The 24,035-nt window shown below is 72.5% G+C and carries 14 protein-coding genes; 7 read left to right on the forward strand and 7 right to left on the reverse strand.

Annotation, left to right across the window (positions count from 1 at the left end; translation table 11 throughout):
* Positions 1–27: 27 nt before the first annotated feature.
* Both treS and J5Y04_RS09035 read right to left on the reverse strand, forming a co-directional pair.
* Complete coding sequence (gene treS / locus J5Y04_RS09030; RefSeq protein WP_148642869.1) at positions 28–1,752, reverse strand: maltose alpha-D-glucosyltransferase; 1,725 nt, start codon at positions 1,750–1,752, stop codon at positions 28–30.
* A complete protein-coding gene (locus J5Y04_RS09035) occupies positions 1,749–3,704 on the reverse strand; it encodes an alpha-1,4-glucan--maltose-1-phosphate maltosyltransferase (protein ID WP_209411524.1) in 1,956 nt (651 codons plus the stop codon). Before J5Y04_RS09035 ends, treS begins: the two co-directional genes overlap by 4 nt.
* A gap of 1,088 nt (positions 3,705–4,792) precedes the next feature.
* On the opposite strand from J5Y04_RS09035, the gene glgP reads away from it, so the two are divergent.
* Positions 4,793–7,549 (forward strand): alpha-glucan family phosphorylase, encoded by a 2,757-nt coding sequence (gene glgP, locus J5Y04_RS09040; RefSeq protein ID WP_209411336.1) that lies wholly within the window; start codon positions 4,793–4,795, stop codon positions 7,547–7,549.
* Positions 7,550–7,620: 71 nt separating this feature from the next.
* On the opposite strand, the gene J5Y04_RS09045 is transcribed toward glgP, so the two are convergent.
* The 3 genes from J5Y04_RS09045 to glgX all read right to left on the reverse strand — a co-directional run bounded on the left by J5Y04_RS09045 (position 7,621) and on the right by glgX (position 13,617).
* The gene (locus J5Y04_RS09045) at positions 7,621–9,462 is read right to left on the reverse strand and encodes an ABC transporter ATP-binding protein (RefSeq protein WP_209411337.1); all 1,842 of its coding nucleotides are present in this window, start codon (positions 9,460–9,462) and stop codon (positions 7,621–7,623) included.
* Positions 9,459–11,306 (reverse strand): ABC transporter ATP-binding protein, encoded by a 1,848-nt coding sequence (locus J5Y04_RS09050; RefSeq protein ID WP_245204475.1) that lies wholly within the window; start codon positions 11,304–11,306, stop codon positions 9,459–9,461. The genes J5Y04_RS09045 and J5Y04_RS09050 overlap by 4 nt, the downstream gene beginning before the upstream one ends.
* A gap of 97 nt (positions 11,307–11,403) precedes the next feature.
* Positions 11,404–13,617: a glycogen debranching protein GlgX gene (gene glgX / locus J5Y04_RS09055; protein ID WP_209411341.1), complete on the reverse strand. Its 2,214-nt coding sequence runs from the start codon at positions 13,615–13,617 to the stop codon at positions 11,404–11,406.
* A gap of 313 nt (positions 13,618–13,930) precedes the next feature.
* On the opposite strand from glgX, the gene J5Y04_RS09060 reads away from it, so the two are divergent.
* The 4 genes from J5Y04_RS09060 (at position 13,931) to J5Y04_RS09075 (ending at position 18,813) form a co-directional block, all read left to right on the forward strand.
* Positions 13,931–15,169: an Ig-like domain-containing protein gene (locus tag J5Y04_RS09060; protein WP_209411342.1), complete on the forward strand. Its 1,239-nt coding sequence runs from the start codon at positions 13,931–13,933 to the stop codon at positions 15,167–15,169.
* A gap of 230 nt (positions 15,170–15,399) precedes the next feature.
* A complete protein-coding gene (locus J5Y04_RS09065) occupies positions 15,400–16,677 on the forward strand; it encodes an Ig-like domain-containing protein (protein ID WP_307853012.1) in 1,278 nt (425 codons plus the stop codon).
* Between the two features lie 213 nt (positions 16,678–16,890).
* Positions 16,891–18,138, forward strand: coding sequence for an Ig-like domain-containing protein (locus tag J5Y04_RS09070; protein ID WP_307853013.1), 1,248 nt, complete (start codon positions 16,891–16,893; stop codon positions 18,136–18,138).
* A gap of 117 nt (positions 18,139–18,255) precedes the next feature.
* The gene (locus J5Y04_RS09075; RefSeq protein WP_374105972.1) at positions 18,256–18,813 is read left to right on the forward strand and encodes an ATP-binding protein; all 558 of its coding nucleotides are present in this window, start codon (positions 18,256–18,258) and stop codon (positions 18,811–18,813) included.
* Between the two features lie 379 nt (positions 18,814–19,192).
* Here J5Y04_RS09075 and J5Y04_RS09080 read toward each other — a convergent pair whose 3' ends face one another.
* A complete protein-coding gene (locus J5Y04_RS09080) occupies positions 19,193–19,921 on the reverse strand; it encodes a TetR/AcrR family transcriptional regulator (protein ID WP_209411346.1) in 729 nt (242 codons plus the stop codon).
* Positions 19,922–20,052: 131 nt separating this feature from the next.
* On the opposite strand from J5Y04_RS09080, the gene J5Y04_RS09085 reads away from it, so the two are divergent.
* On the forward strand, positions 20,053–21,552 hold the full coding sequence (locus tag J5Y04_RS09085; protein WP_209411347.1) for an MFS transporter: 1,500 nt from the start codon (positions 20,053–20,055) through the stop codon (positions 21,550–21,552).
* A 75-nt stretch (positions 21,553–21,627) separates the two neighbouring features.
* Here the strand turns inward: J5Y04_RS09085 and J5Y04_RS09090 are convergent, their stop codons facing one another.
* Positions 21,628–23,028, reverse strand: coding sequence for a helix-turn-helix transcriptional regulator (locus J5Y04_RS09090; RefSeq protein ID WP_209411348.1), 1,401 nt, complete (start codon positions 23,026–23,028; stop codon positions 21,628–21,630).
* 207 nt (positions 23,029–23,235) lie between these two features.
* On the opposite strand from J5Y04_RS09090, the gene J5Y04_RS09095 reads away from it, so the two are divergent.
* Positions 23,236–24,015 (forward strand): hypothetical protein, encoded by a 780-nt coding sequence (locus tag J5Y04_RS09095; protein WP_209411349.1) that lies wholly within the window; start codon positions 23,236–23,238, stop codon positions 24,013–24,015.
* Positions 24,016–24,035: the final 20 nt, after the last annotated feature.

Below are 24,035 nucleotides of genomic sequence, written 5' to 3' on the forward strand. Positions count from 1 at the left end.
GGTACGGGGGCGGCGCCTGATGGATCGTTACTTCGATCGCCTGGTTCCGCTCAGCCGCGGGGGCTGGCGGAGCTGGAACCAGTAGAAGCCGTGCCCGGCGAGCGTGAGCAGGTACGGCCACTCGCCGATCGAGGGGAAGCGCACCCCGCCGATCAGCTCCACCGGATACCGCCCGCCGTACTGCCGCAGGTCCAGTTCGGTCGGCTGCGCGAACCGGGAGAAGTTGTTCACGCACATGACCAGGTCGCCCTCGTGCTCGCGCACGAAGGCCAGCACCGCGGGGTTGCTGGAGGGCAGTTCGGTGTACGTGCCCAGGCCGAAGGCCGGGTTGAGCTTTCGGATCTCGATCATGCGACGCGTCCAGTGCAGCAGCGAACTCGAACTGCTCTGCTGCGCCTCGACGTTGGTCACCTGGTAGCCGTACACCGGATCCATGATGGGCGGCAGACTGAGCCTGCCCGGGTCGGCGGAGGAGAAACCCGCGTTGCGGTCCGGGGTCCACTGCATCGGCGTGCGCACGCCGTCCCGGTCGCCCAGCCAGATGTTGTCGCCCATGCCGATCTCGTCCCCGTAGTAGAGCACCGGCGAGCCGGGGAGGGAGAGCAGCAGGGCGGTGAACAGCTCGATCTGGTTGCGGTCGTTCTCCAGCAGCGGGGCGAGCCGGCGGCGGATGCCCACGTTGGCGCGCATCCTCGGGTCCTTGGCGTACTCCGCGTACATGTAGTCGCGCTCCTCGTCGGTGACCATCTCCAGGGTCAGCTCGTCGTGGTTGCGCAGGAAGATGCCCCACTGGCAGCCGCCGGGGATCTTCGGGGTCTTGGCGAGGATCTCGGAGACGGGGTAGCGGGACTCCCGCCGGACCGCCATGAAGATCCTCGGCATCACCGGGAAGTGGAACGCCATGTGGCACTCGTCGCCGCCCGAGGCGAAGTCGCCGAAGTAGTCGACGACGTCCTCCGGCCACTGGTTGGCCTCGGCGAGCAGCACGGTGTCGGGGTAGTCGGCGTCGATCTCCTTGCGGACCCGCTGGAGGAACTCGTGCGTCTCCGGCAGGTTCTCGCAGTTGGTGCCCTCGCGGGCGAACAGGTACGGCACGGCGTCCAGCCGGAAGCCGTCGATGCCGAGGTCGAGCCAGAAGCGGAGTCCGGCGATCATCTCGTCCTGGACCCGGGGGTTGTCGTAGTTGAGGTCCGGCTGGTGGGAGAAGAACCGGTGCCAGTAGTACTGCTTGCGCACCGGGTCGTACGTCCAGTTGGAGGTCTCGGTGTCGACGAAGATGATCCGGGCGTCGGGGTACTGCTTGTCGTCGTCGGCCCACATGTAGAAGTCGCCGTACGGGCCGTCCGGGTCCTCCCGGGAGGCCTGGAACCACGGGTGCTGGTCGCTGGTGTGGTTCATGACGAAGTCGATGATCACGCGCATGCCGCGGGCGTGCGCGGCGTCCACGAACTCCATGAAGTCGGCGAGGTCGCCGAACTCCGGCAGGACCGACTTGTAGTCGGCCACGTCGTAACCGCCGTCGCGCAGGGGTGAGGCGAAGAACGGCGGCAGCCAGAGGCAGTCGACCCCGAGCCACTGGAGGTAGTCGAGTTTGGACGTGAGCCCCCTGAGGTCCCCGACCCCGTCGCCGTTGCTGTCCTGGAAGGACCGCACCAGCACCTCGTAGAAGACCGCACGCTTGAACCACTCGGGGTCAAGGTTCTTCTTCGAGGTCTCGGGGAAGGTGTCGGGCACGGGCTCGTTCACTGTCACGCTGGGTTCCTCCGAACCGTGAGGAGGTGAGCCGGCTCGGCTGAGGGATCGAGCCGGACGTAGTTGTGCCGGCCCCAGGTGTAGGCGGCGCCGGTGAGCTCGTCGTGCACCGCGAACGGCCCGTCCCCGTCGAGGGTGACGGTGGCCTCCTGCACGTGGTGCGGGTCCAGGTTGACCACCGTGAGGACGTGGTCGGTGAGGCCCTCGGCCGTGGTGGCCGTCTTGGAGAAGGCGAGCACCTGGTCGTTGTCGGTGGCGTGGAAGCGCAGGCCGCGCAGCTGCTGGAGGGCCGGGTGCCGGCGGCGCAGCCGGTTCAGCACGGTGAGCAGCGGGGCCAGGGTGTCGGTGCGGCTCCAGTCGCGCGGGCGCAGCTCGTACTTCTCGGAGTGCAGGTACTCCTCGGACCCCGGGTGGGCCGGCTCGTTCTCGCACAGCTCGTAGCCGGCGTAGACGCCGTAGCTGGGGGAGAGGGTGGCGGCCAGGACCGCGCGGATCGCGAACGCGGCCCGGCCGCCGGTCTGCAGGTAGCCGTGCAGGATGTCCGGGGTGTTGGCGAAGAAGTTGGGCCGCATGTACGCGGCGGCGTCACCACTGAGTTCGGTGAGGTAGTCGGTGAGTTCCTGCTTGGTGGTGCGCCAGGTGAAGTACGTGTACGACTGGTGGAAACCGATCTTCCCCAGGGTGTGCATCATCGCGGGGCGGGTGAACGCCTCTGCCAGGAACACGACATCGGGGTCGGTGCGGGCGATGTCGCCGAGCACCTTCTCCCAGAACAGCACTGGTTTGGTGTGCGGGTTGTCGACCCGGAAGATCCGCACGCCGTGGGACATCCAGAACCGGAGGATACGGATGGTTTCCTTGACGATTCCGTCCATGTCCTGGTCGAAGTTGATCGGATAGATGTCCTGGTACTTCTTCGGCGGGTTCTCGGCATAGGCGATGGAGCCGTCGGCGCGGTGGCTGAACCATTCCGGGTGCTTGTTCACCCACGGGTGGTCCGGCGAACACTGCAGCGCGAAGTCCAGCGCCACCTCCAGGTGCAGCGCCCCGGCCTCGGCGACGAAGTGGTCGAAGTCCTCGATGGTGCCGAGGTCGGGGTGGACCGCGTCGTGGCCGCCCTCGGGCGAGCCGATCGCCCACGGCGAGCCGACGTCGTGCGGGCCGGCCGTCAGGGTGTTGTCCGGGCCCTTGCGGTAGGCGCGGCCGATCGGGTGGACGGGTGGCAGGTAGACCACGTCGAAGCCCATCGCCGCGACGGCCGGCAGCCGCTCGGCGGCGGTGCGCAGGGTGCCCGAACGCGGCGGCTCGACGCCGGACGGGTCGACCACCGCGCCCTCCGAGCGGGGGAAGAACTCGTACCAGGAGCCGTACAGCGCCCGCTCGCGGTCCACCTGGAGCGGCAGCGGTCGGGAGGCGCTGACCAGCTCGCGCAGCGGGTAGCGGGCCAGCAGGTCCAGCACCTCGGGGGCGAGCGCGGCCGCGAGCCGGGAGAGCGGCGGCAGGCCGGTGTCGCGCAGCGCGTCCACCGCGGCCAGGACGTGCGCCCGGCCCTCCTTCTTGGGCACGCCGCCGGCGGCCCGCTCCAGCAGCAGCGCGCCCTCCTCCAGGACCAGCGCGGTGTCGATCCCGGCGGGCAGCTTCACCGCGGCGGTCCTGCGCCAGGTGGCCAGCGGGTCGCTCCACGCCTCCACCAGGTAGGACCAGCGGCCGGGCGCGGTCGGGGTGACGAGGGCGCCCCAGCGGTCGGTGCCCTCGGCGAGTTCGCGCATCGGCGTCCACGGGCCGCTGCGGCCGCGCGGGTCGCGCAGCACCACGTTGGCGTTCACCGCGTCGTGGCCCTCGCGGAACACGGTGGCGGTGACCAGGAAGGCCTCGCCGGTCACGGCCTTGGCCGGGCGGCGGCCGGCGTCGACGAGGGGGCTGACGTCCAGGACGGGGATGCGGCCGATCACGGTGTCGCTCTCTGTCGTCTTGCGGGCGGAGGGCTTGCGGGTGGTCGCGGCCCGGGGGGTCGCGGTCCGGTTGGCCGCGGTCCGGGCGGGAGCGTTGCGGGAGGCGGTGCCGGCCCCGGCGGCGTCGGCTCCGGCCACGGCGGTGGCCGTGGTGGCGGCCTTCGCGGTGGCGGCGGCCGTGGTGGCGGCCTTGCCGGTGGTGGCGGCGGTCGCGCTGCGCCGGGTGGTGGTGCGCTTGCGCGGTGCCGCGGGGCGGGTCTCCTCGGCCCCGGGTTGTCGGGCCGGTTCGCTCTGCTGCTCCGTACGGATAGCCCCGGCACCCCGGGGTGCCGGCATCGGCGCGTCTGTCCGGGTGTCAGAATCCATCCGTCCGGCGGATTCCGCGACCCCCGCGTCGACGGTGTCGGCCACCGGTGTGGACTGGTCCCGCGTGTCGCCGTGCATGCCAAACTCCTGCCCGAGATCGGCGGCAGCTCCCGCGGGCCGCACGGGCCGGGGGGAGTACCGGGAGGACTGCTGGGTGGGGAGGCCGTGCGACCGGAAGCCTGCCCGCGCCGCCGTCCCCGGCAACCTGCCCCGCGCCCGCCGAGCCCGTGGCGGGGAGCCCGAGAGCCCGCGCGCGTCCCGGCGCACGCCTCTCGGGGCACGCCCCTGGGCGACCCAACCCACCCGTGAACGAGCAGGCCGAGTTCGAGGACACGCATCGGTGCGCCGTGGGCGCCGAATGGGCTAAGGAGGTTGAGGAACGATCAACGCGAAAAGGATTCGGACGTGCTGCTTCAAGGGGGCGCCACCCGTCGCCGCACTCCCCACAGCATCAACGACCTTGGTTCATAGTCGCACCGGGGACAAGACTTTCGCAGCGGTACGACAGTAGTTTCGGGCCATTGCGGGGACGGAGCCACGGCTGGAAATGGAGCTGTTCCGCGATGTTCACGTATTGGTAGCGCGGCCCCCGGGAAAGTGCGCCTCGCGCGCCCCCTGTGCAGTCCAATGCGCCGAATGCGATCTCACCAATAGGCCGAACGGAGGCCCAATAGCCCACTTGACGCACCATCATGACAGTCGCCGGGGCTACGCTTCACGCCGTGAAGGCAATCCGCAGATTCACCGTCCGCACCGTCCTGCCCGAACAACTCCAGCCGTTGCACGAGCTGGCCCTCAACCTGCGCTGGTCCTGGCACCCCGAGACCAGGGACCTCTTCCGGTCCGTGGACCCGGACGTCTGGGCCGCGACCGGGGAGGACCCGGTGCGCCTGCTGGGGGAGGTCCCGGCCGCCCGGCTCGCCGCGCTCGCCGGGGACCGGCGGTTCCTGCGCAGACTCGGCGACCTCGCCGACGACCTGCGGGAGTACCTCTCCGGCCCGCGCTGGTACCAGGCCGCCCCGCACGGCCCCGACCAGCAGGCCGCCGTCGCCCCGCAGCCCGCCGCCATCGCCTACTTCTCGCCCGAGTACGGCATCGCCGCGGCGCTGCCCCAGTACTCCGGCGGGCTCGGCATCCTGGCCGGCGACCACCTCAAGGCCGCCAGCGACCTCGGGGTCCCGATCATCGGCGTGGGGCTGTTCTACCGGCACGGCTACTTCCGGCAGTCCCTCGGCAGGGACGGCTGGCAGCAGGAGCGCTACCCGCTCCTCGACCCGGACGAACTGGCCGTCACCCTGCTCCGGGAGGGTGACGGCACGCCCTGCCGGATCGACCTCGCGCTGCCCGGCGGCCGCACCCTGAGCGCCCACATCTGGCGGGCCCAGGTCGGGCGCGTCCCGCTGCTGCTGCTCGACTCCGACATCGAGGCCAACTCGCCGGCCGAGCGCGACGTCACCGACCGCCTCTACGGCGGCGGCAGCGAGCACCGGCTGCTCCAGGAGATGCTGCTCGGGATCGGCGGCGTCCGCGCGGTGCGCGCCTACAGCCGGCTCACCGGCCACGCCGCCCCCGAGGTCTTCCACACCAACGAGGGCCACGCCGGCTTCCTCGGCGTCGAGCGGATCCGCGAGCTGATCGCCGACGGCGCGGCCGGCCCCGGCCTCGACTTCGCCGCCGCCCTGGAGGCGGTCCGGGCCGGCACCCTCTTCACCACCCACACCCCCGTCCCGGCCGGCATCGACCGCTTCGACCGGGACCTGGTCGCCCGGCACTTCGGCGGCGACGCCGCACTGCCCGGCGTCCCGGTCGAACAGGTGCTCGCGCTCGGGGCCGAGACCTGGCGCGGCGGGGACCCGAAGCTGTTCAACATGGCCGCCATGGGCCTGCGCCTCGCCCAGCGCGCCAACGGCGTCTCCACCCTGCACGGCGAGGTCAGCCGGTCGATGTTCAACGGCCTCTGGCCGGGCTTCGACTCCGCGGACGTGCCGATCACCTCCGTCACCAACGGCGTGCACGCCGCCACCTGGATCGACCCGGCGGTCGTCCGGCTCGGCGCCGCGGAGATCGGCGCCGACCGCGCCGAGGACGCAATGACCACCGGTGACGCCAAGCGCTGGACGGGCCTGGAACGGATCGGCAACGCCGAGATCTGGGAGCTGCGCCGCACCCTGCGCGCCCAGCTGGTGGACGAGGCCCGCCGCCGGCTGCGCGCCTCATGGCGCCAGCGCGGCGCCGGCGAGGCCGAGCTGGGCTGGGTCTCCTCGGTGCTCGACCCGGACGTGCTGACCATCGGCTTCGCCCGCAGGGTCCCCTCCTACAAGCGGCTCACCCTGATGCTGCGCGACCAGGAGCGGTTGCGCGCCCTGCTGCTGCACCCCACCCGGCCGGTGCAGATCGTGGTCGCCGGCAAGGCCCACCCGGCCGACGACGGCGGCAAGCGGCTCATCCAGCAGATGGTCGCCTTCGCCGACGACCCGGCCGTCCGGCACCGGATCGTCTTCCTGCCGGACTACGACATGGCGATGGCCCGGCACCTCTACCCGGGCTGCGACGTCTGGCTGAACAACCCGCTCCGCCCGCTGGAGGCCTGCGGTACCTCGGGGATGAAGGCCGCGCTCAACGGCTGCCTCAACCTGTCCGTCCTCGACGGCTGGTGGGACGAGTGGTACGACGGCCAGAACGGCTGGGCGATCCCCACCGCCGACGAGAGCGGCGGCGTCCTCGACCCGGAGAGCGGCGAGGCCGAACGGCGGGACGACATCGAGTCCGCCGCGCTGTACGACCTGATCGAGCACCAGGTGGCCGCCCGGTTCTACGACCGGGGCGCGGACGGCCTGCCGCACCGCTGGATCGCCATGGTCCGGCACACCCTGGTGACCCTCGGGCCCAAGGTGCTGGCCGGGCGGATGGTCCGCGAGTACGTGGAGCGGCTGTACACGCCCGCCGCGCAGGCCCAGCGGGAGCTGGCGGCCGCGGTGCCGGGCCCGGTGCGGGCCGACGGGCGCGCCGGGGCCGGGAGCGACGAGGGGCAGCGCGTGACGGGCCCCTACGCCGGGGCGCGAGAGCTGGCGGCCTGGAAGACCCGGGTGCGGGAGGCCTGGCCGGCCGTCCGGGTCGAGCACGTCGAGGCGGACTGCCCGGACGAGGCGCAGGAGCTGGGCAGCTCACTGGCACTTCGGGTGCAGGTCGCGCTCGGCACGCTGGAGCCCGGCGACGTCGAGGTGCAGGCGGTCTCCGGCCGGGTGGACGAGGCGGACGGCATCTCGGACGCCTGCGTGCTCGCCCTGAAGCCGGTCGGCGGGCCGGACCTCGACGGGCGCACCCGGTACGAGGGATCGCTGGAGCTCTGCCGGACGGGCCCGTTCGGCTACACCGTCCGGGTGCTGCCGGCCCATCCGCGGCTGGCCTCGCCGGCCGAGCTGGGCCTGGTCGCGCTGCCGGCCGAGTCGGCGGGGATGGACGCGGGGATGCTGCGCTGAGCGGCCGGTGAGGTGGGGAGGGCCGGCCGGGCCGGCCCTCCCCACCCGTGCGCCACGGGCGGCGGCCGCGGTCAGACCAGGCTGTCCCGCCACGCCTGGTGCAGCTCGGCGAACCGCCCGGAGCCCGCGATCAGCTCCTCCGGGGTGCCGTCCTCGACGATCCGGCCCTGGTCCATCACCAGCACCCGGTCGGCGATCTCCACGGTGGAGAGGCGGTGGGCGATGATCACCGCCGTCCGCCCGGCCAGGACCGTCCGCATCGCCCGCTGGACGGCCTGCTCGCCCGGCACGTCGAGCGAGCTGGTCGCCTCGTCCAGGATCAGCACCGCCGGGTCGGCCAGCAGGGCGCGGGCGAAGGCGACCAGTTGGCGCTGGCCGGCCGAGATCCGGCCGCCGCGCTTGCGCACGTCGGTGTCGAAGCCCTCGGGCAGTGCGGCGACGAACTCGTGCGCTCCGATCGCCCGGGCGGCCTCCTCGACCTCCTCGCGGGTGGCGCCGGGCCGGCCGAGCGCGATGTTCTCGGCGACGGTGCCGGAGAACAGGAAGGACTCCTGGGTCACCATCACCACCCCGCGCCGCAGCTCGGGGGTGGCGAGGTCGCGCAGGTCGATCCCGTCGAGGGAGATCCGCCCGCCGGTCGGGTCGTAGAAGCGGGCCAGCAGCTTGGCGACGGTCGACTTGCCCGCGCCGGTCGCACCGACCACGGCCACGGTCTGCCCGGCGGGCAGCACCAGGTCGAAGGCGGGGAGCACCTCCTTCCCCGTGCGGTAGCCGAACCGGGCCTTCTCGAAGTGCACCTCCCGCCCCTTGGTGAGGGACTTCGGCAGCTCCTTCGGCTCGGCCGGTTCGGCGACGGTCGGCTCGTGGGCGAGCAGGCCGGCGATCTTCTCCAGGGCGGCGGCGGCCGACTGGTAGCTGTTCAGGAACATCGCCAGCTGGTCGATCGGGTCGTACAGCCGGCGCAGGTAGAGCACGAAGCCGGTGAGCACGCCCAGCTCCACCGCGCCGTCGGTGACCAGGAAGGCGCCGAGCAGCACGACGCCGGCCGTCCAGACGTTGGCGGTGGTGCGGGAGAGGCCGACGTACCGGGCGATCTCCAGCAGGCCGTCCGCCATGGCGGTGGCGGACTGCCGGTTCACCACGCCGAACGCGGCGTCGTTGGCCCGCTCGCGGCGGAACGCCTGGACCGGGCGGATGCCGTTCATGGTCTCGGTGAACCGGACGATCAGTGACGCGGCCGAGGTGCGCGAGCGGCGGTAGACCAGGCGCGAGCGCCGCCGGAACGAGCGGGCGATCAGGAAGAGCGGCACGAAGGAGCCCAGCGAGACCAGGCCGAGCCGCCAGTCCATCACCAGCAGCAGCACCGAGATGTAACAGACCGAGAGGAAGACGGTCAGCAGTTCCTGGAGGCCCTCGGAGAGCAGCTCGCGCAGCGCGTCCACGTCACTGGTGGCGCGGGAGATGATCCGGCCCGAGGTGTAGCGCTCGTGGAAGTCCAGGCTGAGCCGCTGGGCGTGCCGGAAGATCCGGCCGCGCAGCTCGAGCAGGATGTCCTGGTTGATCCGGGCGCTGATCTTGATGAACGTCCACTGCAGGACGGTGCTCAGCAGCGCGAAGGACAGGTAGGCCGAGATCACCGCGATCAGCGGGCCGGCGTCGTGGTCGCGCAGGGCCGGGATGCCCCGGTCCATCGCGATCGCCACCAGCAGCGGGCCGGACTGCAGCGCCGCCTGCTGGACCAGGATCACCACCATCGCGATCGTGATGCGGGTCCGGTGCGGGCCGAGCAGCGCACGCAGCAGCGCGCGGGGGGCGCCGGGCGGGACGGGGATGTCCTCCTCGTCGGCCGGCGGGGGCGGCAGATCGTCCTCGGGCTCCGCGGCCTTCTCACCGGGCTCGATCGTGGTGGTCATCGGGCGGGGCTCCCCTCCGGTACGAGGGCGGCCTCGCCCGACATCAGTTCGCGGTAGCGCGTCGAGGTGCGCAGCAGGTCCTGGTGGGTGCCGACGGCCTCGATCCGGCCGTCCGCCAGCACGGCGACCCGGTCGGCGAGCAGCACGGTGCTCGGCCGGTGGGCCACCACCAGGGCGGTGGTGGAGCCGAGCACCTGCCGCAGCGCCTGTTCGACCAGCGCCTCGGTGTGCACGTCCAGGGCGGAGAGCGGGTCGTCCAGCACCAGGAAGGCCGGGTCGCCGACCACCGCGCGGGCCAGGGCGAGCCGCTGGCGCTGGCCGCCGGAGAGGCTGAGGCCCTGCTCGCCGACCTCCGTCTCGACGCCGTCGGGCAGCTTCTCGACGAAGCCGGCCTGGGCGGTGGCGAGGGCGGTGGCGAGTTGCCCGGCGTCGGCGCCGGGTGCGCCCATCAGGACGTTCTCCCGGACGGTGGCCGAGAACAGCGTGGGCTCCTCGAAGGCGACGGCGACCAGCTCGCGCAGCCGCTCCCGGGACAGCTCGCGGATGTCCCGCCCGTCCAGGGTGATGCTGCCGGCGGTGGCCTCGTAGAGCCGCGGGAGCAGGGCGGTGAGCGTGGTCTTGCCGCTGCCGGTGGCGCCGACCAGGGCCATCGTCTCGCCGCTGCGGATGTGCAGGTCGATGCCGCGGAGCAGGTCGGGGGTGTCGGACGGGGCGTCGGGGTAGCGGAAGCGCACGCCGGTGAGGCGGATGCCGTCGGGGGAGCCCCCGGGAAGGGGCGCCCGCTCGCCCGTCGCCCGCTCGTCCGGCACCTTCTCGCCCGGCGCCTCGTCCACCTTCTCGTCCGGCAGCTCTGCGTCGAGCACCTCGAAGTAGCGGTCGGTGGCGGTGGCGGCCTCGTTGGCGTAGGCGAGCAGCCAGCCGAGCGACTCGACGGGCCAGCGCAGTGCCAGCGCGGTGGAGAGGAAGGCGACCAGGGTGCCGGTGGTCAGCTCGTCGTGCGCGACCAGGTAGCAGCCGGCCGCGAGTGCGCAGCCGAGCGCCAGCTCGGGCAGGCCGACGATCACCGCCCAGAGGTTGGCCAGCAGGCCGGCCTTGCGCAGTTCGGTGCGGCGCAGCCGGTGTGCCTGCCCGCGGAACCGCTCGGCCATCGAGCGGTGGCGGCCGAAGGCCTTGAGGATGCGGATGCCGAGGATGGACTCCTCGATCACGGTGGCGAGGTCGCCGTTCTGGTCCTGGGCGCGGCGGGCGGCGTCCGAGTAGCCGGTCTCGAAGCGCCGGGTCAGCAGCAGCAGCGGCCCGGCGGGGAGCAGCACGATCAGTGCGAGCCGCCAGTCCTGGGTGAACATCAGCGCGGTGCCGGCCAGGAACGTCACCGAGTTGACGATCAGGAAGACCAGCGGGAAGGTCAGGAACAGCCGCATGGTGAACATGTCGGAGGTGGCCCGGGAGAGCAACTGGCCGGAGCCCCAACGGTCGTGGAAGGCGACCGGCAGCCGCTGGAGCCTGGCGAAGAGGTCGCCGCGCATCGCGGTCTCCACCCGGGCGAGCGGTCTGGCCAGAATCACCCGCCGGGTGTAGAACAGGCCCGCCTCGAAGAGGCCGAGGGCCAGCAGCAGGGCGATCAGCGGCCAGAGCGCGTCGAGGTCGTGGTCGGCGATCGGTCCGTCGACGATCCGGCCGAGCACGATCGGTACCAGCAGCAGGCTGAGCGCGGCGAGCAGGGCGGAGCCGACCGAGGCGGCCAGCCGCCAGCGGATCGGGCGGACGTACGGCCACAGGCGCAGCAGCGAGCGGACCGTCGACCGTCGGGCGGGCGCGGGCGTGGGGGCTTGGTTCTCGGCCATCGCCGTGAGCGTAGGTCGTGACCGCGTCATTTCTCATCCGGTTTTTCGGACCTGTCGGCGAGAACCGGCCACGTGCGCGGGGGCGCTCCGGCGGATGTCAGGCGGCGGGTGTGCGCAGGAGGCGCAGGGAGCGCCCGCCCAGGGTGACGGCGTCCTGCGGGTGGTGGGTGTGGGTGCCGTTGCCGGTCTCGTCCGCGGCGGTGTCGAGGACGGTCGTGTACTGCGCGTCGGGTGCGGCCCAGGGTTCGCCGGGGAGGGTGAACGGGACGGCCTCGGGGCCGGCGTTGAGCAGCAGCAGGAAGCTGTCGTCGCGCAACGGGCTGCCGTACTGGTCGCGTTCGGACATCGCGGCGCCGGAGAGCAGCATGCCGAGGCAGGCCGTCGGGCCGAACCAGTCGGCCTCGGTCATCTCCTTCCCGCGCGGCGTGAACCAGGCGAGGTCGGGCTGGCCGCCGGGCACCGCGGCCCGGCCGGAGAAGAACGCCCGCTGGCGCAGCACCGGGTGGGTGCGGCGGAGCCGGACGAGGCGGGCGGTGAGATCGCGCAGCCCGGCCCAGCGCCGGTCCTCCAGCAGGGACCAGTCCAGCCAGCTGACCTCGCCGTCCTGGCAGTAGGCGTTGTTGTTGCCGCCCTGGGTGCGGCCGAACTCGTCCCCGGCGGTGATCATCGGCACGCCGGTGGAGAGCAGCAGGGTGGCCATCAGGTTGCGGAGCTGGCGCAGCCGCAGCGCGTTGACGGCCGGGTCGGCGGTCTCGCCCTCGGCGCCGTGGTTCCAGGACCGGTTGTCGTCGGTGCCGTCCCGGTTGGCCTCGCCGTTGGCCTCGTTGTGCTTGCGGTTGTAGGAGACCAGGTCGCGCAGGGTGAAGCCGTCGTGCGCGGTGACGAAGTTGACGGAGGCGTACGGGCGCCGGCCGCCGCGCTGGTAGAGGTCGGAGGAGCCGGAGAGCCGGTAGCCCAGCTCGCGCACGTCGGGGCGGGCTCCGCGCCAGAAGTCCCGCACGGTGTCGCGGTACTTGTCGTTCCACTCGGCCCAGAGCGGCGGGAAGCCGCCCACCTGGTAGCCGCCGGCGCCGACGTCCCACGGCTCGGCGATGAGCTTGACCCGGCTGAGCACCGGGTCCTGCGAGACGGCGGCGAGGAACGGGTGGTCCATGTCGACGCCGTCGTTGCCCCGGGCGAGGGCGGCGGCGAGGTCGAAGCGGAAGCCGTCCACGCCCATCTCGGTCACCCAGTACCGCAGCGAGTCGGTGACCAGCCGGACGACGTGCGGCCGGCGGGTGTCCAGGGTGTTGCCGCAGCCGGTGTAGTCGGCGTAGCCGCGCGGGCGGTTCAGCGGGAGGCGGTAGTAGCCGGCGTTGTCGATGCCGCGCAGGGAGAGGGAGGGGCCGAGTTCGGCGGCCTCGGCGGTGTGGTTGTAGACCACGTCGAGGATCACCTCGATCCCGGCGGCGTGCAGCGCGCGCACCATCCGCTTGAACTCGCCGACCTGGCCGCCGAGACCGCCCGAGGAGGAGTAGCCGGCGTGCGGGGCGAAGTAGCCGATCGTGTTGTAGCCCCAGTAGTTGACCAGCCCGCGCGCCTGGAGGTGGTCCTCGCTGGCGTGCTGGTGGACGGGCAGCAGCTCGACGGCGGTGACGCCGAGCGCGGTGAGGTGGGCGACGGCGGCGGGGTGCGCGAGGCCGGCGTAGGTGCCGCGCAGGTGCGGCGGGACGTCCGGGTGGCGCATGGTGAAGCCGCGCACGTGCAGCTCGTAGAGGACGGTCTCGGCCCACGGGGTCTTGGGGCGGTGGTCGTCGTACCAGTCGTCGTCGTCGTGGACGACCACGGACCTGGGCACGTACCGGGCCGAGTCGCGGTTGTCCCGGACGGTGTCGGCGACGTCCGCCTCGGGCCAGTTGCGGACGGCGGCGCAGACCGCGTCGTGGGAGGTGTAACAGCCGTCGATGGCGCGGGCGTACGGGTCGAGCAGCAGCTTGGCCGGGTTCCAGCGGGCGCCCGTCCACGGGTCCCAGCGGCCGTGGACGCGGAAGCCGTAGCGGGTGCCCGGGCGGACGCCGGGCAGGAAGCCGTGCCAGGTCTGGAAGTCCTGCTCGGTGAGGCGGTGTCTGCTCTCCTGCCCGTCCTCGTCGAACAGGCAGAGGTCGACGGCCTCGGCGCCGGCCGCCCAGAGCGCGAAGTTGGTGCCCTGGCGCCCCTGGGCGTCGGTCCGGAAGCGGGCGCCGAGCGGCTGCCAGCTGCCGGGCCACGGCTGTTCGGCGGCCGCCCCGCCGCGCGGCCGCACTCCGGCTTCCAGCTCCTGCCCTGACGCCATGGCCGTACCCTCCCTGAACCGGGGTGTCCCGGACCCCGTTCACCTTCTCTTTCCCTGATCCCACGGAGCGGAAGCCCGCTGAACGGAGGCTTACGCCGGCCCGAACTCCCGGCCCTCCCGTGCCCGGGCGCCGCCGGGGCCCGCACGGCGGCGCGCACGGGAAGTCGGACCGGCCGACTTCCCGTGCGGAGCGCGTCAGGGCACCCGGCCCGCGATTGCTCCTCCGGTGTGCGGTTTCCGGGGTTTGGGCGTGTCCTGTCGTGCTCGCCCTCGTTGTGGGGGGTATCGGACGGAAGAGGCGGGAGGCCCCGGAATGCGGCCCCGAGGACGGGTTTGGGCACGGCGCGCGGGGGCCTTGGCCTGGTGCCTGGCGGTGCTGACGGGCTGCGCCGGCGGGGGCGGTACCCCGGTCGGCGGCGCGGCGTCGTCGGGCCCGGCCCACGCCGCGCCGCCCGTCTCGCGGGCGGCCATCACCGCGCTGCCCGCCGACGGCACGCAGGACGTCCCGCCGGAGGGCCCCGTCCGGGTCACGGTGGCCGAGGGGCGGCTGGTCTCCGTCCGGCTGGCCGACTCCAAGGGCGCCGAGGTGTCCGGGACGATCTCCGAGGACGGCTCGACCTGGATGCCGGACGGCCTGCTCCCGCTGGGCACCGCCTACACCCTGGACTCGGTGGCCGAGGACGAGCAGGGGCAGAAGGCGGCCCAGCACACGGACTTCTCGACGGCGGCGCGGGCCCACACCTTCGTGGCCTTCTTCACCCCGGAGGACGGCTCCACGGTCGGCGTCGGCATGCCGGTCTCGCTGCGCTTCAGCCGGCCGGTCGCCGACCGGGCGGCCGTGGAGAAGGCCGTCGCGGTGACCGCCGACCCGCCGGTCGAGGTGGCCGCGCACTGGTTCGGCAACCAGCGGCTGGACATCCGGCCGCAGAAGTACTGGGCGGCGGGCACCAGGGTGGAGGTGGCGCTGCGGCTGAAGGGCGTCCAGGGCGCGCCGGGCGAGTTCGGCACCCAGGTGAAGGACGTCCGCTTCACGGTGGGCCGGGCCCAGGTCTCCACGGTGGACCTGGACGCCCACACCCTGACCGTCCGGGCCGGGCAGGGCGGCAGGGTGGTGAAGGTGCTGAAGGTGTCCGGCGGCGACCCGAAGCACTCGACGTACCGGGGCGTCCTGGTGGTCTCCGAGAAGTACAAGGTGACCAGGATGAACTCGCAGACCGTCGGGATGGGCGACGAGTACGACATCAAGGACGTCCCGCACGCGATGCGGCTGACCAACTCGGGCACGTTCATCCACGGCAACTACTGGGCCGACCCGGAGGTGTTCGGCACCGCCAACACCAGCCACGGCTGCATCGGCCTGGCCGACGCCAAGGGCGGGACGAGCACGGAGACCCCGGCGGGCTGGCTCTTCGAGCACACCGTCCCGGGGGACGTGCTGGAGGTGAAGGCCTCCGCGGGGGAGGTCGTCCCGCCGAACAACGGCCTGAACGGCTGGAACCTGCCCTGGGGCCAGTGGCTGGCCGGCAGCGCCGTCCCGCACGAGGCGCACTGACCCGGCGGGCCCCCGCCGGCCGGGCGGGGAGGGCGGCCCGGCAGGCGTTCGAGGCCCCGTCTTCACCCCGGGTCCACCCCCGGTCCACGGACCTCCCCCCAGGATTCACTCATTCGGCTTAGCTATCCTGCTTCCGCGCCGGAAGCCCGGCGCAGAAAGATCGCCGGTCAGGTGCAACCCGTCCGGGTCGATGCGCGTCCATCAGGGTGGACACCGGGAGGGGAGAAACCGTGAAGCCGGTTTGGGCGGCCGAGGCCGCAATACGCACCACCAACCGTCGCAACCGTGGCCTGCGCCGCAGTGCGGTGGCACTGGCGATGGGTGGGGTGCTGCTGTTCACCGCAGCCTGCAACGACGACAAGGGCGGTGACAGCAAAACCGGCGGCGGTGACGCGGCCGCGACGGCGGGGGCCAGTGGCGCCCCGGCGGCCGGCCAGAGCCAGGGGACGCCGAAGACGTCGGCCGCGGTGCTGACCGTCGACCCGAAGGACGGCGCCCAGGACGTCGCGCCGACCAACGGGCTGAACGTGTCGGTGGCCAACGGCAAGCTCACCACGGTCGAGGTGACCGACAAGGAGGGCAAGCCGGTCGCTGGGGCGATCTCGGCGGACGGCACCGGCTGGAAGCCGAGCGGTGCGCTGGCCGTCGGCATGGCGTACAAGGTGAGCGCGCAGGCCCAGGACGCCGAGGGCCTGGTGGCCGCGTCGACGACCTCGTTCACCACGCTGACGCCGGCGAAGACGATCTCCACCAACGACAACATCGCCGACAACGCCACCTACGGCGTCGGCATGATCGTCTCGGTGGTCTTCAACAAGGACGTCAAGAACAAGGACGCCGTGCTCAAGGGCATCACGTTCGAGACCAGCGACGGTGCCGCCACCGAGGTGAAGGGCCACTGGTTCGGCGCCCGCCGGCTGGACTTCCGCCCGGCCGAGTACTGGAAGCCGGACACCAAGGTCACCATCAAGTACCGCCTGAAGAACGTCGAGGTCGCGCCCGGCATCTACGGTGACGTGGACAAGGACGAGCCGTTCACCATCGGCCGCTCGCAGGTCTCCACCGCGGACGCGGCGGCGCACAAGATGACGATCGTCCGGGGCGGCCAGAGCACGACCGTGCCGGTCACCCTCGGGGCGGACGCGACGCCTTCCTGGGGCGGCACCATGGTGATCATGTCCAAGGAGAAGGTCACCCGGATGAACTCGCAGACCGTCGGTCTCGGCGGCGAGTACGACATCCAGGACGTGCCGCACGCGATGCGGCTGACCACCTCGGGCACCTTCGTGCACGGCAACTACTGGGCCAACCCCTTCGGCAAGACCAACGCGAGCCACGGCTGCGTCTCGATGCAGGACGAGAAGGGCGGCAGCGACTCCTCGGTGGCGGGCAAGTTCTTCAACGACTCGCTGGTCGGCGACGTCGTCAAGATCGTGAACACCAAGGAGAAGACGGTCGCGCCCGACAACGGGCTCGGCGGCTGGAACATCGCCTGGGCGAACTGGTAGACCGGCCGGCCGTCCCGGGGAGGCGCTTTACCCCGCTGACGGCCCTGGTAGTCCCGGTTGGGTAACGACCGGCCCGATCCTCACTCGTTGGGGTCGGGCCGGTCCTCGTTCGTGGGGTAATTGCCCCTCGAATGGCGCAACCTTTCCGTTGGCTGCGGCGTGTATCTGTCGGATCCCGCGGGATCAGGGACGGGATCGAGGGAGGGAGTCGACGTGAGGTCGATACGCAGGATGGTGGCCGCCGGCTGTCTCGGTGGCGTGATGGTGCTGACCAGCGCCTGTGGCGGCGGTGGCGGCAGCGGGAGCGCGGCCAAGGCCGAGCTGGGGGGCGGCGCGGCCGCGGGGGCCGCGCCGACCGCCTCGGCGACCGCCGCCGGCTCCGCCACGGCCCCGGCGGCCGCGACGCCGAAGACCTCGGCCGCGGTGGTGGACATCCAGCCGAAGAGCGGCGCGGTGGACGTGGCGCCCAGCGGCGCGCTGAAGGTCGCGGTGGCGGGCGGCAAGCTCACCACCGTCAAGGTGAGCGACAAGACCGGCAAGGAGGTGGCCGGCACGATCGCCGCCGACGGGAGCAGTTGGACCCCGTCCGCCGGTCTCGCGGTCGGCACCGCCTACCAGGTGAGCGCGATGGCGGCGGACGCCAACGGCGTGGTCGCCACGGCGGACAGCAGCTTCACCACGCTGACGCCCGAGCGCGAGGCGAAGGCGAGCGACAACGTCGAGGACAACGCCACGTACGGCGTCGGCATGATCGTCTCGGTCGACTTCGACAAGGACGTGAAGAACAAGGACGCCGTCGCCCAGGGCATCGCCGTCAAGACCGACAACGGCACGGTCGTGAAGGGCCACTGGTTCGGCGACCGCCGGCTGGACTTCCGCCCGGAGGCGTACTGGAAGCCCGGTACCAAGGTCACCGTCCAGTACCGCCTGAAGAGCGTGGAGATCGCCCCCGGCGTGTACGGCGGCGTGGACCGGGACGAGCCCTTCACGATCGGGCGATCGCAGGTCTCGACGGTTGACGCCAAGAGCCACCGGATGACGGTGGTCCGCGACGGGGCGACCTCCACCATCGACATCACCTCCGGCTCGCCGGAGCACCCGACCTGGAACGGCACCATGGTCGTCATGTCGAAGGAGGGCGTGGTGCGGATGCAGTCCAGCAGCATGCCCGGCATGACCGGTGCGCCCTACGACCTTCAGGTGCCGCACTCGATGCGGCTGACCACGTCCGGCACGTACGTGCACGGAAACTACTGGAGCAACGCCTTCGGCGAGGACAACGTCAGCCACGGCTGCGTCGGCCTCAAGGACGTCAAGGGCGGCGGCGACGCCACCTCGGCGGGCAAGTTCTACGACGACTCGCTGATCGGCGACATCGTGACCGTGCAGAATTCCTCGCGCGGCCAGGTGGAGCCGGACAACGGCCTCAGCGGCTGGAACCTGGCCTGGAGTGCCTGGTAGGAGCCGGTTCGCGGCAACCCGGGCTTGACGGCGCGCGGGTCCGGGTTGCACGCGGCATATGCCGATCGAGTGGTGATCGTTTGCTCATTGTCCGTACGCGGCCGCTTGCGTTCCGCAATGATGGTCCGCATGGCGGGTTGGGGCGAAACAGATCAGTCATCACTTCCTGGGTCCAGCTTGGTTGCTGACGCGTCGTGGATGTGCTTCCAGGACACTCTCGCGGCCCTGGAACGACTCAGCTCCGAGGAGCTGGAACACATGTACTCCGGCAGGCTGTGCGACCAGACGGACCCAGGGGAGGTGCGGCTGCCGTCCCGGCCGGAGTCCGGTCCGGTGGCCCGCCGGCTGGTGCTCTCCGTCCTCGAATCCTGGGACCTCCACCAGCAGCTGGAGGTCGGCGAGTTGCTGACCAGCGAGCTGGTGGCCAACGCGGTGCGGCACGCGGCCGGGCGGACCATCGGCCTCCAGGTGTCGCGCAAGCCGGGCTGGCTCCGGGTCGAGGTGCGGGACTCCTCGCGGGCGATGCCCTGCCTGATCCTGGCCGAGCCGCTGCCGGTCAACGAGCGCGGGCGCGGCCTCAAGGTCGTCGACGACCTGGCGGACCGCTGGGGCGCGGACCTGCTGCCCCGCGGCAAGGGCGTCTGGTTCGAGCTGAAGGTGCGCGAGCGGCACTGAGGGTGCCGGTGCGCCGGCGTGTGCGGGGGCCCGGTGGGCGTGCGCGGCGCATGCTGCGGGCCCGGAAAACACGCAGGGCCCCCGACGCGCCGTGGTCCGGCAGCTGGGGGCCCCTGCAAGTCATCGCGCCGGCCAAGGGGGTGCGTGCCGCGCGATGGACGACGGCCGTGCCAGGTCGGGCCGGCCGTAGTTCCGGTGCCCACGGCGGATTCTCTGGCGTCCGCCCTTGGACACCTCGACTATCGCACGGATCTCAGCATGTGGGCAAACCGAGCGTCTTTGATTGCAAGGTTTGTAACCTGGTTCACCTTTGGAATTTGCATAGGTTAACGCTGTGGCCTGAGATTATTCATGATCGATGCAAAGTGCGGGGTGCCCGCTACGCACTGGGCAGGCGCAGCGCGAGTCCGTCGAGGATGACGTCCAGGCCGTAGGTGAACTTGGAGTTGCGCAGGGCCACCGGGTCGGCACCCACCACGGCGTCGTACGAGGAGGCGAGGTGTTCGCTGCCGGCCACCGCCTCCTGCGCCGCGGGAATCAGACGGGCGATGAAAGCGGTCTCGGTCTCGCCCGAGCGGGCGACCGTGGTCAGCCAGGCGGCCTCCGTCGTACTCATGCCGATCGCGTACGAGAGCACGGTGTCGATCGCGCGTGACGGCTCGGGGAAGCCGGCGGCGGTGAACAGGGCGGCCACCTGCTCGGCGTAGGCCATCAGGTTGGGGCCCAGGTAGGCGAGCCCGGCCTGGCCGAGGACCGAGGCCAGCCAGGGGTGGCGCAGCGTCGTCGCGCGGAAGGACTCGGCGGCCAGGGTGACCGCCGCCCGCCAGTCCGGGCTGTCGGCCGCCGGGACGTCGATCTCGCCGAAGACCTCGTCCACCGCGAGCTCCATCAGCTCCTCCTTGGTGGCCACGTGCCGGTAGAGCGAGGTCGCGCCGGCGTTCAGGCGGGCGCCGAGCTTGCGCATGCTGAGCGCCTCGACGCCGTCCGCGTCCAGCATGACGACGGCCTCCCTGACGATCGCCGCCCGGCTCAGTGCGGGCTGGTCGGGCTCGCGCTGCTGCCGCGCCCACACGGACGGGATCGGCTTCTGCTGCGCCTTTGCGGGCATGGTCGTCCTCCACTCTTCTGCGTACACCGTGCGCATCCAGCGTACATGTGCAAGGGGTTGCGCACACTGTTCCGCCGTGCGTACAGTGTTCGCAACGAAGGAACAGCGTGCGCAGCTCGGAAGGAAGAACCATGGAAACCCGCAACCCACGTCGTTGGTGGATCCTCGTCGTGCTCTGCCTCAGCACGCTGGTCCTGGTGATCGACAGCATGGCGCTGACCGTCGCCGTCCCGTCCATGACGGAGGACATCAAGGCGAGCGCCCAGGACACCCAGTGGATCCTCGACTCCTACATCCTGGTGTTCGCCGGACTCCTGCTCACCTCGGGCAGCCTCGGGGACCGGTTCGGCCGCCGGAAGGTGATGGTGATCGGCCTGCTGCTCTTCGGAGCCGCCTCACTGGGCGCCACCCTCTGCACCAACCCGGGCGAGGTCGTCGCCGCCCGGATCGCGATGGGCGTCGGCGGCGCGCTGATCATGCCGTCCACCCTCTCGATCCTGATCACCGTCTTCGAGGAGGACGAGCGCAGCAAGGCGATGGCGGCGTGGGGGTCGGTGTCGATGCTCGGCCTGGTCGGCAGCCCGGTGCTCGGCGGCGTCCTGATCGACCACTTCTCGTGGCACTCGATCTTCTTCATCAACGTCCCGGTCGTCGTCCTGGCCGTGCTCGCCGCCCTCACCCTGATGCCGGAGTCCAAGGGCCCGTGGCAGAAGGCCGACCCGCTGGGCGCGGTCCTCTCCGCCGCCGGCATGACCGCACTGGTCTGGTGGATCATCGAGATCCCGCAGCACGGCGCCTTCGAGGGCAGGTCGCTGATCACCCTGGCCGTGGCCGTGGTCGCCCTCGGCGGGTTCGTGATCTGGGAGAACGTCACCGAGTCCCCGATGGTCCCGCTCGTCCTCTTCAAGCACCGCAACTTCAGCGGCGGCTCGCTTTCCCTCACCCTGGTCCAGATCGGCAACGGCGGTCTGCTGCTCGTCCTCACCCAGTACCTGCAGTTCGTCCTCGGCTACTCGCCCGTCAAGGCCGGCCTCGCGTTCGTCCCGCTCGCCGTCGCCGCGCTGATCGGCAACGGCGCCGGTGCCGGGCTCGCCGCGAAGACCGGCCACCGGCTCCTGATCCTGGCCGGCATGCTGGTCATGGCCAGCTCGTTCGGCCTGCTCACCACCGTCTCCGCCGACAGCGGCTTCGCCCTCCCGGCCGTCGCCCTCGGTCTGCTCGGCCTCGGCGCCGGCCTCGCGATGCCGGCCGCCGTCGGCGCCCTGATGGGCACCATCCCCGCCGAGCGGGCCGGCGTCGGCTCCGCCCTCAACGACACCATCCAGCAGGCCGGCACCGCGCTCGGCATCGCCATCCTCGGCTCGCTGCTCTCCAGCCGCTTCGCCCACGAGATGCCCGCCGGCTCGTCCGAGCAGGCCAAGCGCTCCATCGGCGACGCGCTGGCCGCCGCCAACGGCGACGCGGGTCTCGTCCACGCCGCCCGGGAGGCCTTCACCTCCTCGATGTCCACCACCTTCACCATCAGCGCGGTCAGCATCCTGGCCGCGGCCGTCCTGGCCGCCCTGGTGATGCGGGACAAGAAGCCCGAGGCCGCGGAGGCCGGGGCGGAGGAGGCGGAGCTGGTCGCCTGAGCCCCAGCCCAAGGAAGGCCGGCACCCCGGGGAGGGGTGCCGGCCTTCCGTCGTCCGCCGGGCCGACCGCCCGGATCACCGGTCGGTGATGGTGGTGGGGGACCAGCCGGCGTGGTCGTCCTTGTAGAAGTAGGCCGGGGCGCCCTTCAGGGCGGCGGTGCGGAAGGGCTTGTCCTGGCGGTCGCCGATCCGGAGCTTCCCCTGGCGGTCGCCGCTGGTCCAGGCCACGTCCAGGTACCAGGAGACGTCCTGGGAGACGGTGCCGGCGTCGATGTTCAGCACCTGGGGGTCGGTGGCCGAGACGGTGTAGGGGAAGTTGGTGGTCCTGCCCTTGACGTTGCCCTCCATGGCCGGGACGGGCACCGGCCGAGGGGCCGACGCGTCGAGGTCGACGGCGAAGGCCGCCGGGGTCAGCTCGCCGCCGCAGCCCGAGCCCATCATGTAGGCGTTCCACTTCGGGGCCGGCTTCACGTCGACCACGTGCACGTACAGGGCCTGGAGGACGACCGGCTTGGCCTCGGAGCCCTGTGCGGTCAGTTGCAGGCGCAGGTGCCCGCCGGGGAGGGCGTTCTGCGCGGCGGCCCAGCTGTCCGTCTGCTGGTTCTCCGGGGGAGCGGGCACGGAGCGCGGGGACTTCGGGCTGAGGAACCACTGACCGCAGACGCTGCCCCAGTTGTCCGTCAGGACGCTGACGTGGAAGGGCGGCTTGTCGTCCTCGGGGGCCGACGTCGCCGAGGGGGTGGGCGTCGCCGAGGTGGCCGACGTCGCCGATGGGGCGGGAGCGGACGGGGACGCGGTGGCCTCCGCGGCCGGGGCGGTGGCCGCGGCCGTGGGGGTGGGAGCCGGCGACGGCGTGAGTGCGGGCACGGGCCCGGTGGCCGACGGCGGGGGGCTCGCGACCGGGGTGCCGGTGCCGGTGTTCAGGGCGACCACGGGGATCACCGCGGCGGCCACGGCGGCGACGGCGGCCGCGCTCAGCAGGACGCGGACGTTGGGCCGCCGACGGGGCCGCTCCGGGCCGGCCGGGCCGTCGACGGGCGAGGGCTCCGGCCCGACGACGGGCTCGGTCTCGGGCACGCCCTCCGGTTCGGGCGCCGCCGGAGGGGTCGGTGCCGTCGGTGCCGGAGCCGCCGCCGGAGTCGTCGGTCCCGGAGTCGGTGCTGGAGCCGCCGACGGGGCCGTCGGTGCCGGTGCCGTGACGGGTGTCGCCGCCGGCGTGGACGGCTCCCTGCGGCGGGACGCGTCCGCGAGGATCCAGCGGCGGTGCAGCTCGACGAGCTCGTCGGGGCCCGCCCCGCAGACCCGCGCGAGCCGCTCCACCGGCGCGTACTCGTTCGGGACGGCGGCGCCGTTGCAGTAGCGGTGCAGCGTGGAGGTGCTGACGTGCAGCCGGGCCGCGAGCGTTCCGTAACTGCGGCCCGAACGGTCCTTCAGCGCACGCAGCATCGCCGCGAACTCGTCCGTCTCCACGCTCATGTCGGCATCCCCCTCGTTCCGGTCCGGCGTTCCAGGCTTCCCCGAATCCGCAGCTCACGGTACCTGTCGCCGTTCCAGCGTCCCGAACTGCCCGGCAGGGCTGGCGGCCGGGACGGACCGGGAGCCAGTGTTCGGTCAGCGGCAGCCCGTGACCCCGACGGCGCGGTGCCCGAACCGACCACGCCCTCGGCGGAGGAGAGAAGACCCATGTCCGTGAAGCGAATCCTGATCCCCGGTGCACTGCTCGTGCTCGGCGCGGCCGCCCTCACCGGGTGCTCCGGCGGCCCGGTCGCCGCCACGCCGGCGCCGAAGGCCGTCGCGGCGGTGCCGAGCGCGGTGTCGAGTGCGGTGCCGAGCGCCGCGCCGAGTGCCGTGCCGTCCGTGGCCCCGGCCGCCGCGGCCTCCCCGGCGCCGGCGGGTGCCCCCGCCGAGACGCCGACGGGGGCACCCGCCGCGGCACCCGTGAAGGCCCCCGCCGCGGCACCCACGAAGGCGCCGGTGGCAAGGCCGACGGCGGCCCCCGCCGGCACGGGCTCGCAGGGCGGGGCGTCCCGGCCCGGCAAGCCCGCGGCCCCGGCGGCCCCCGCCGGCGCGCCCGCCCCCGGCCCGACGCCGTACTGCACCGCTGCGCAGCTCGCCGTCACCGCGACCCCCGCCCCGGCGGGCCGGCTGCTGCTCACCGCCCGCAACGCCTCCACGAGCCCGTGCGACCTCGGGTTGATCGGGCTGGTCACCTTCGACGGCGGGACGAAGGCGGCCGTCCCGGACGGTCTCGGCGGCGGGCCCAACATCCTCAAGCCGGGGGAGTCCGGCTACGAGGCGGTCGAGCTGGTCCGGCCCGGTGCACCCGGAAGCGGCGCCAACGCGTTGAAGCTCATGGTCACGTTCGACGGCGGCGCCACGGTGACCGTCGACGCCAAGGCCTTCGTCCACGGCCCCTCGGTCGACACGTGGCGGCCCACCGCGGCCGACGCCGTCCGGCCGTGACCCCCGGGCCCCCGGTGACC

This window comes from Kitasatospora sp. RG8, from assembly GCF_017813315.1.
GTDB lineage: Bacteria > Actinomycetota > Actinomycetes > Streptomycetales > Streptomycetaceae > Kitasatospora.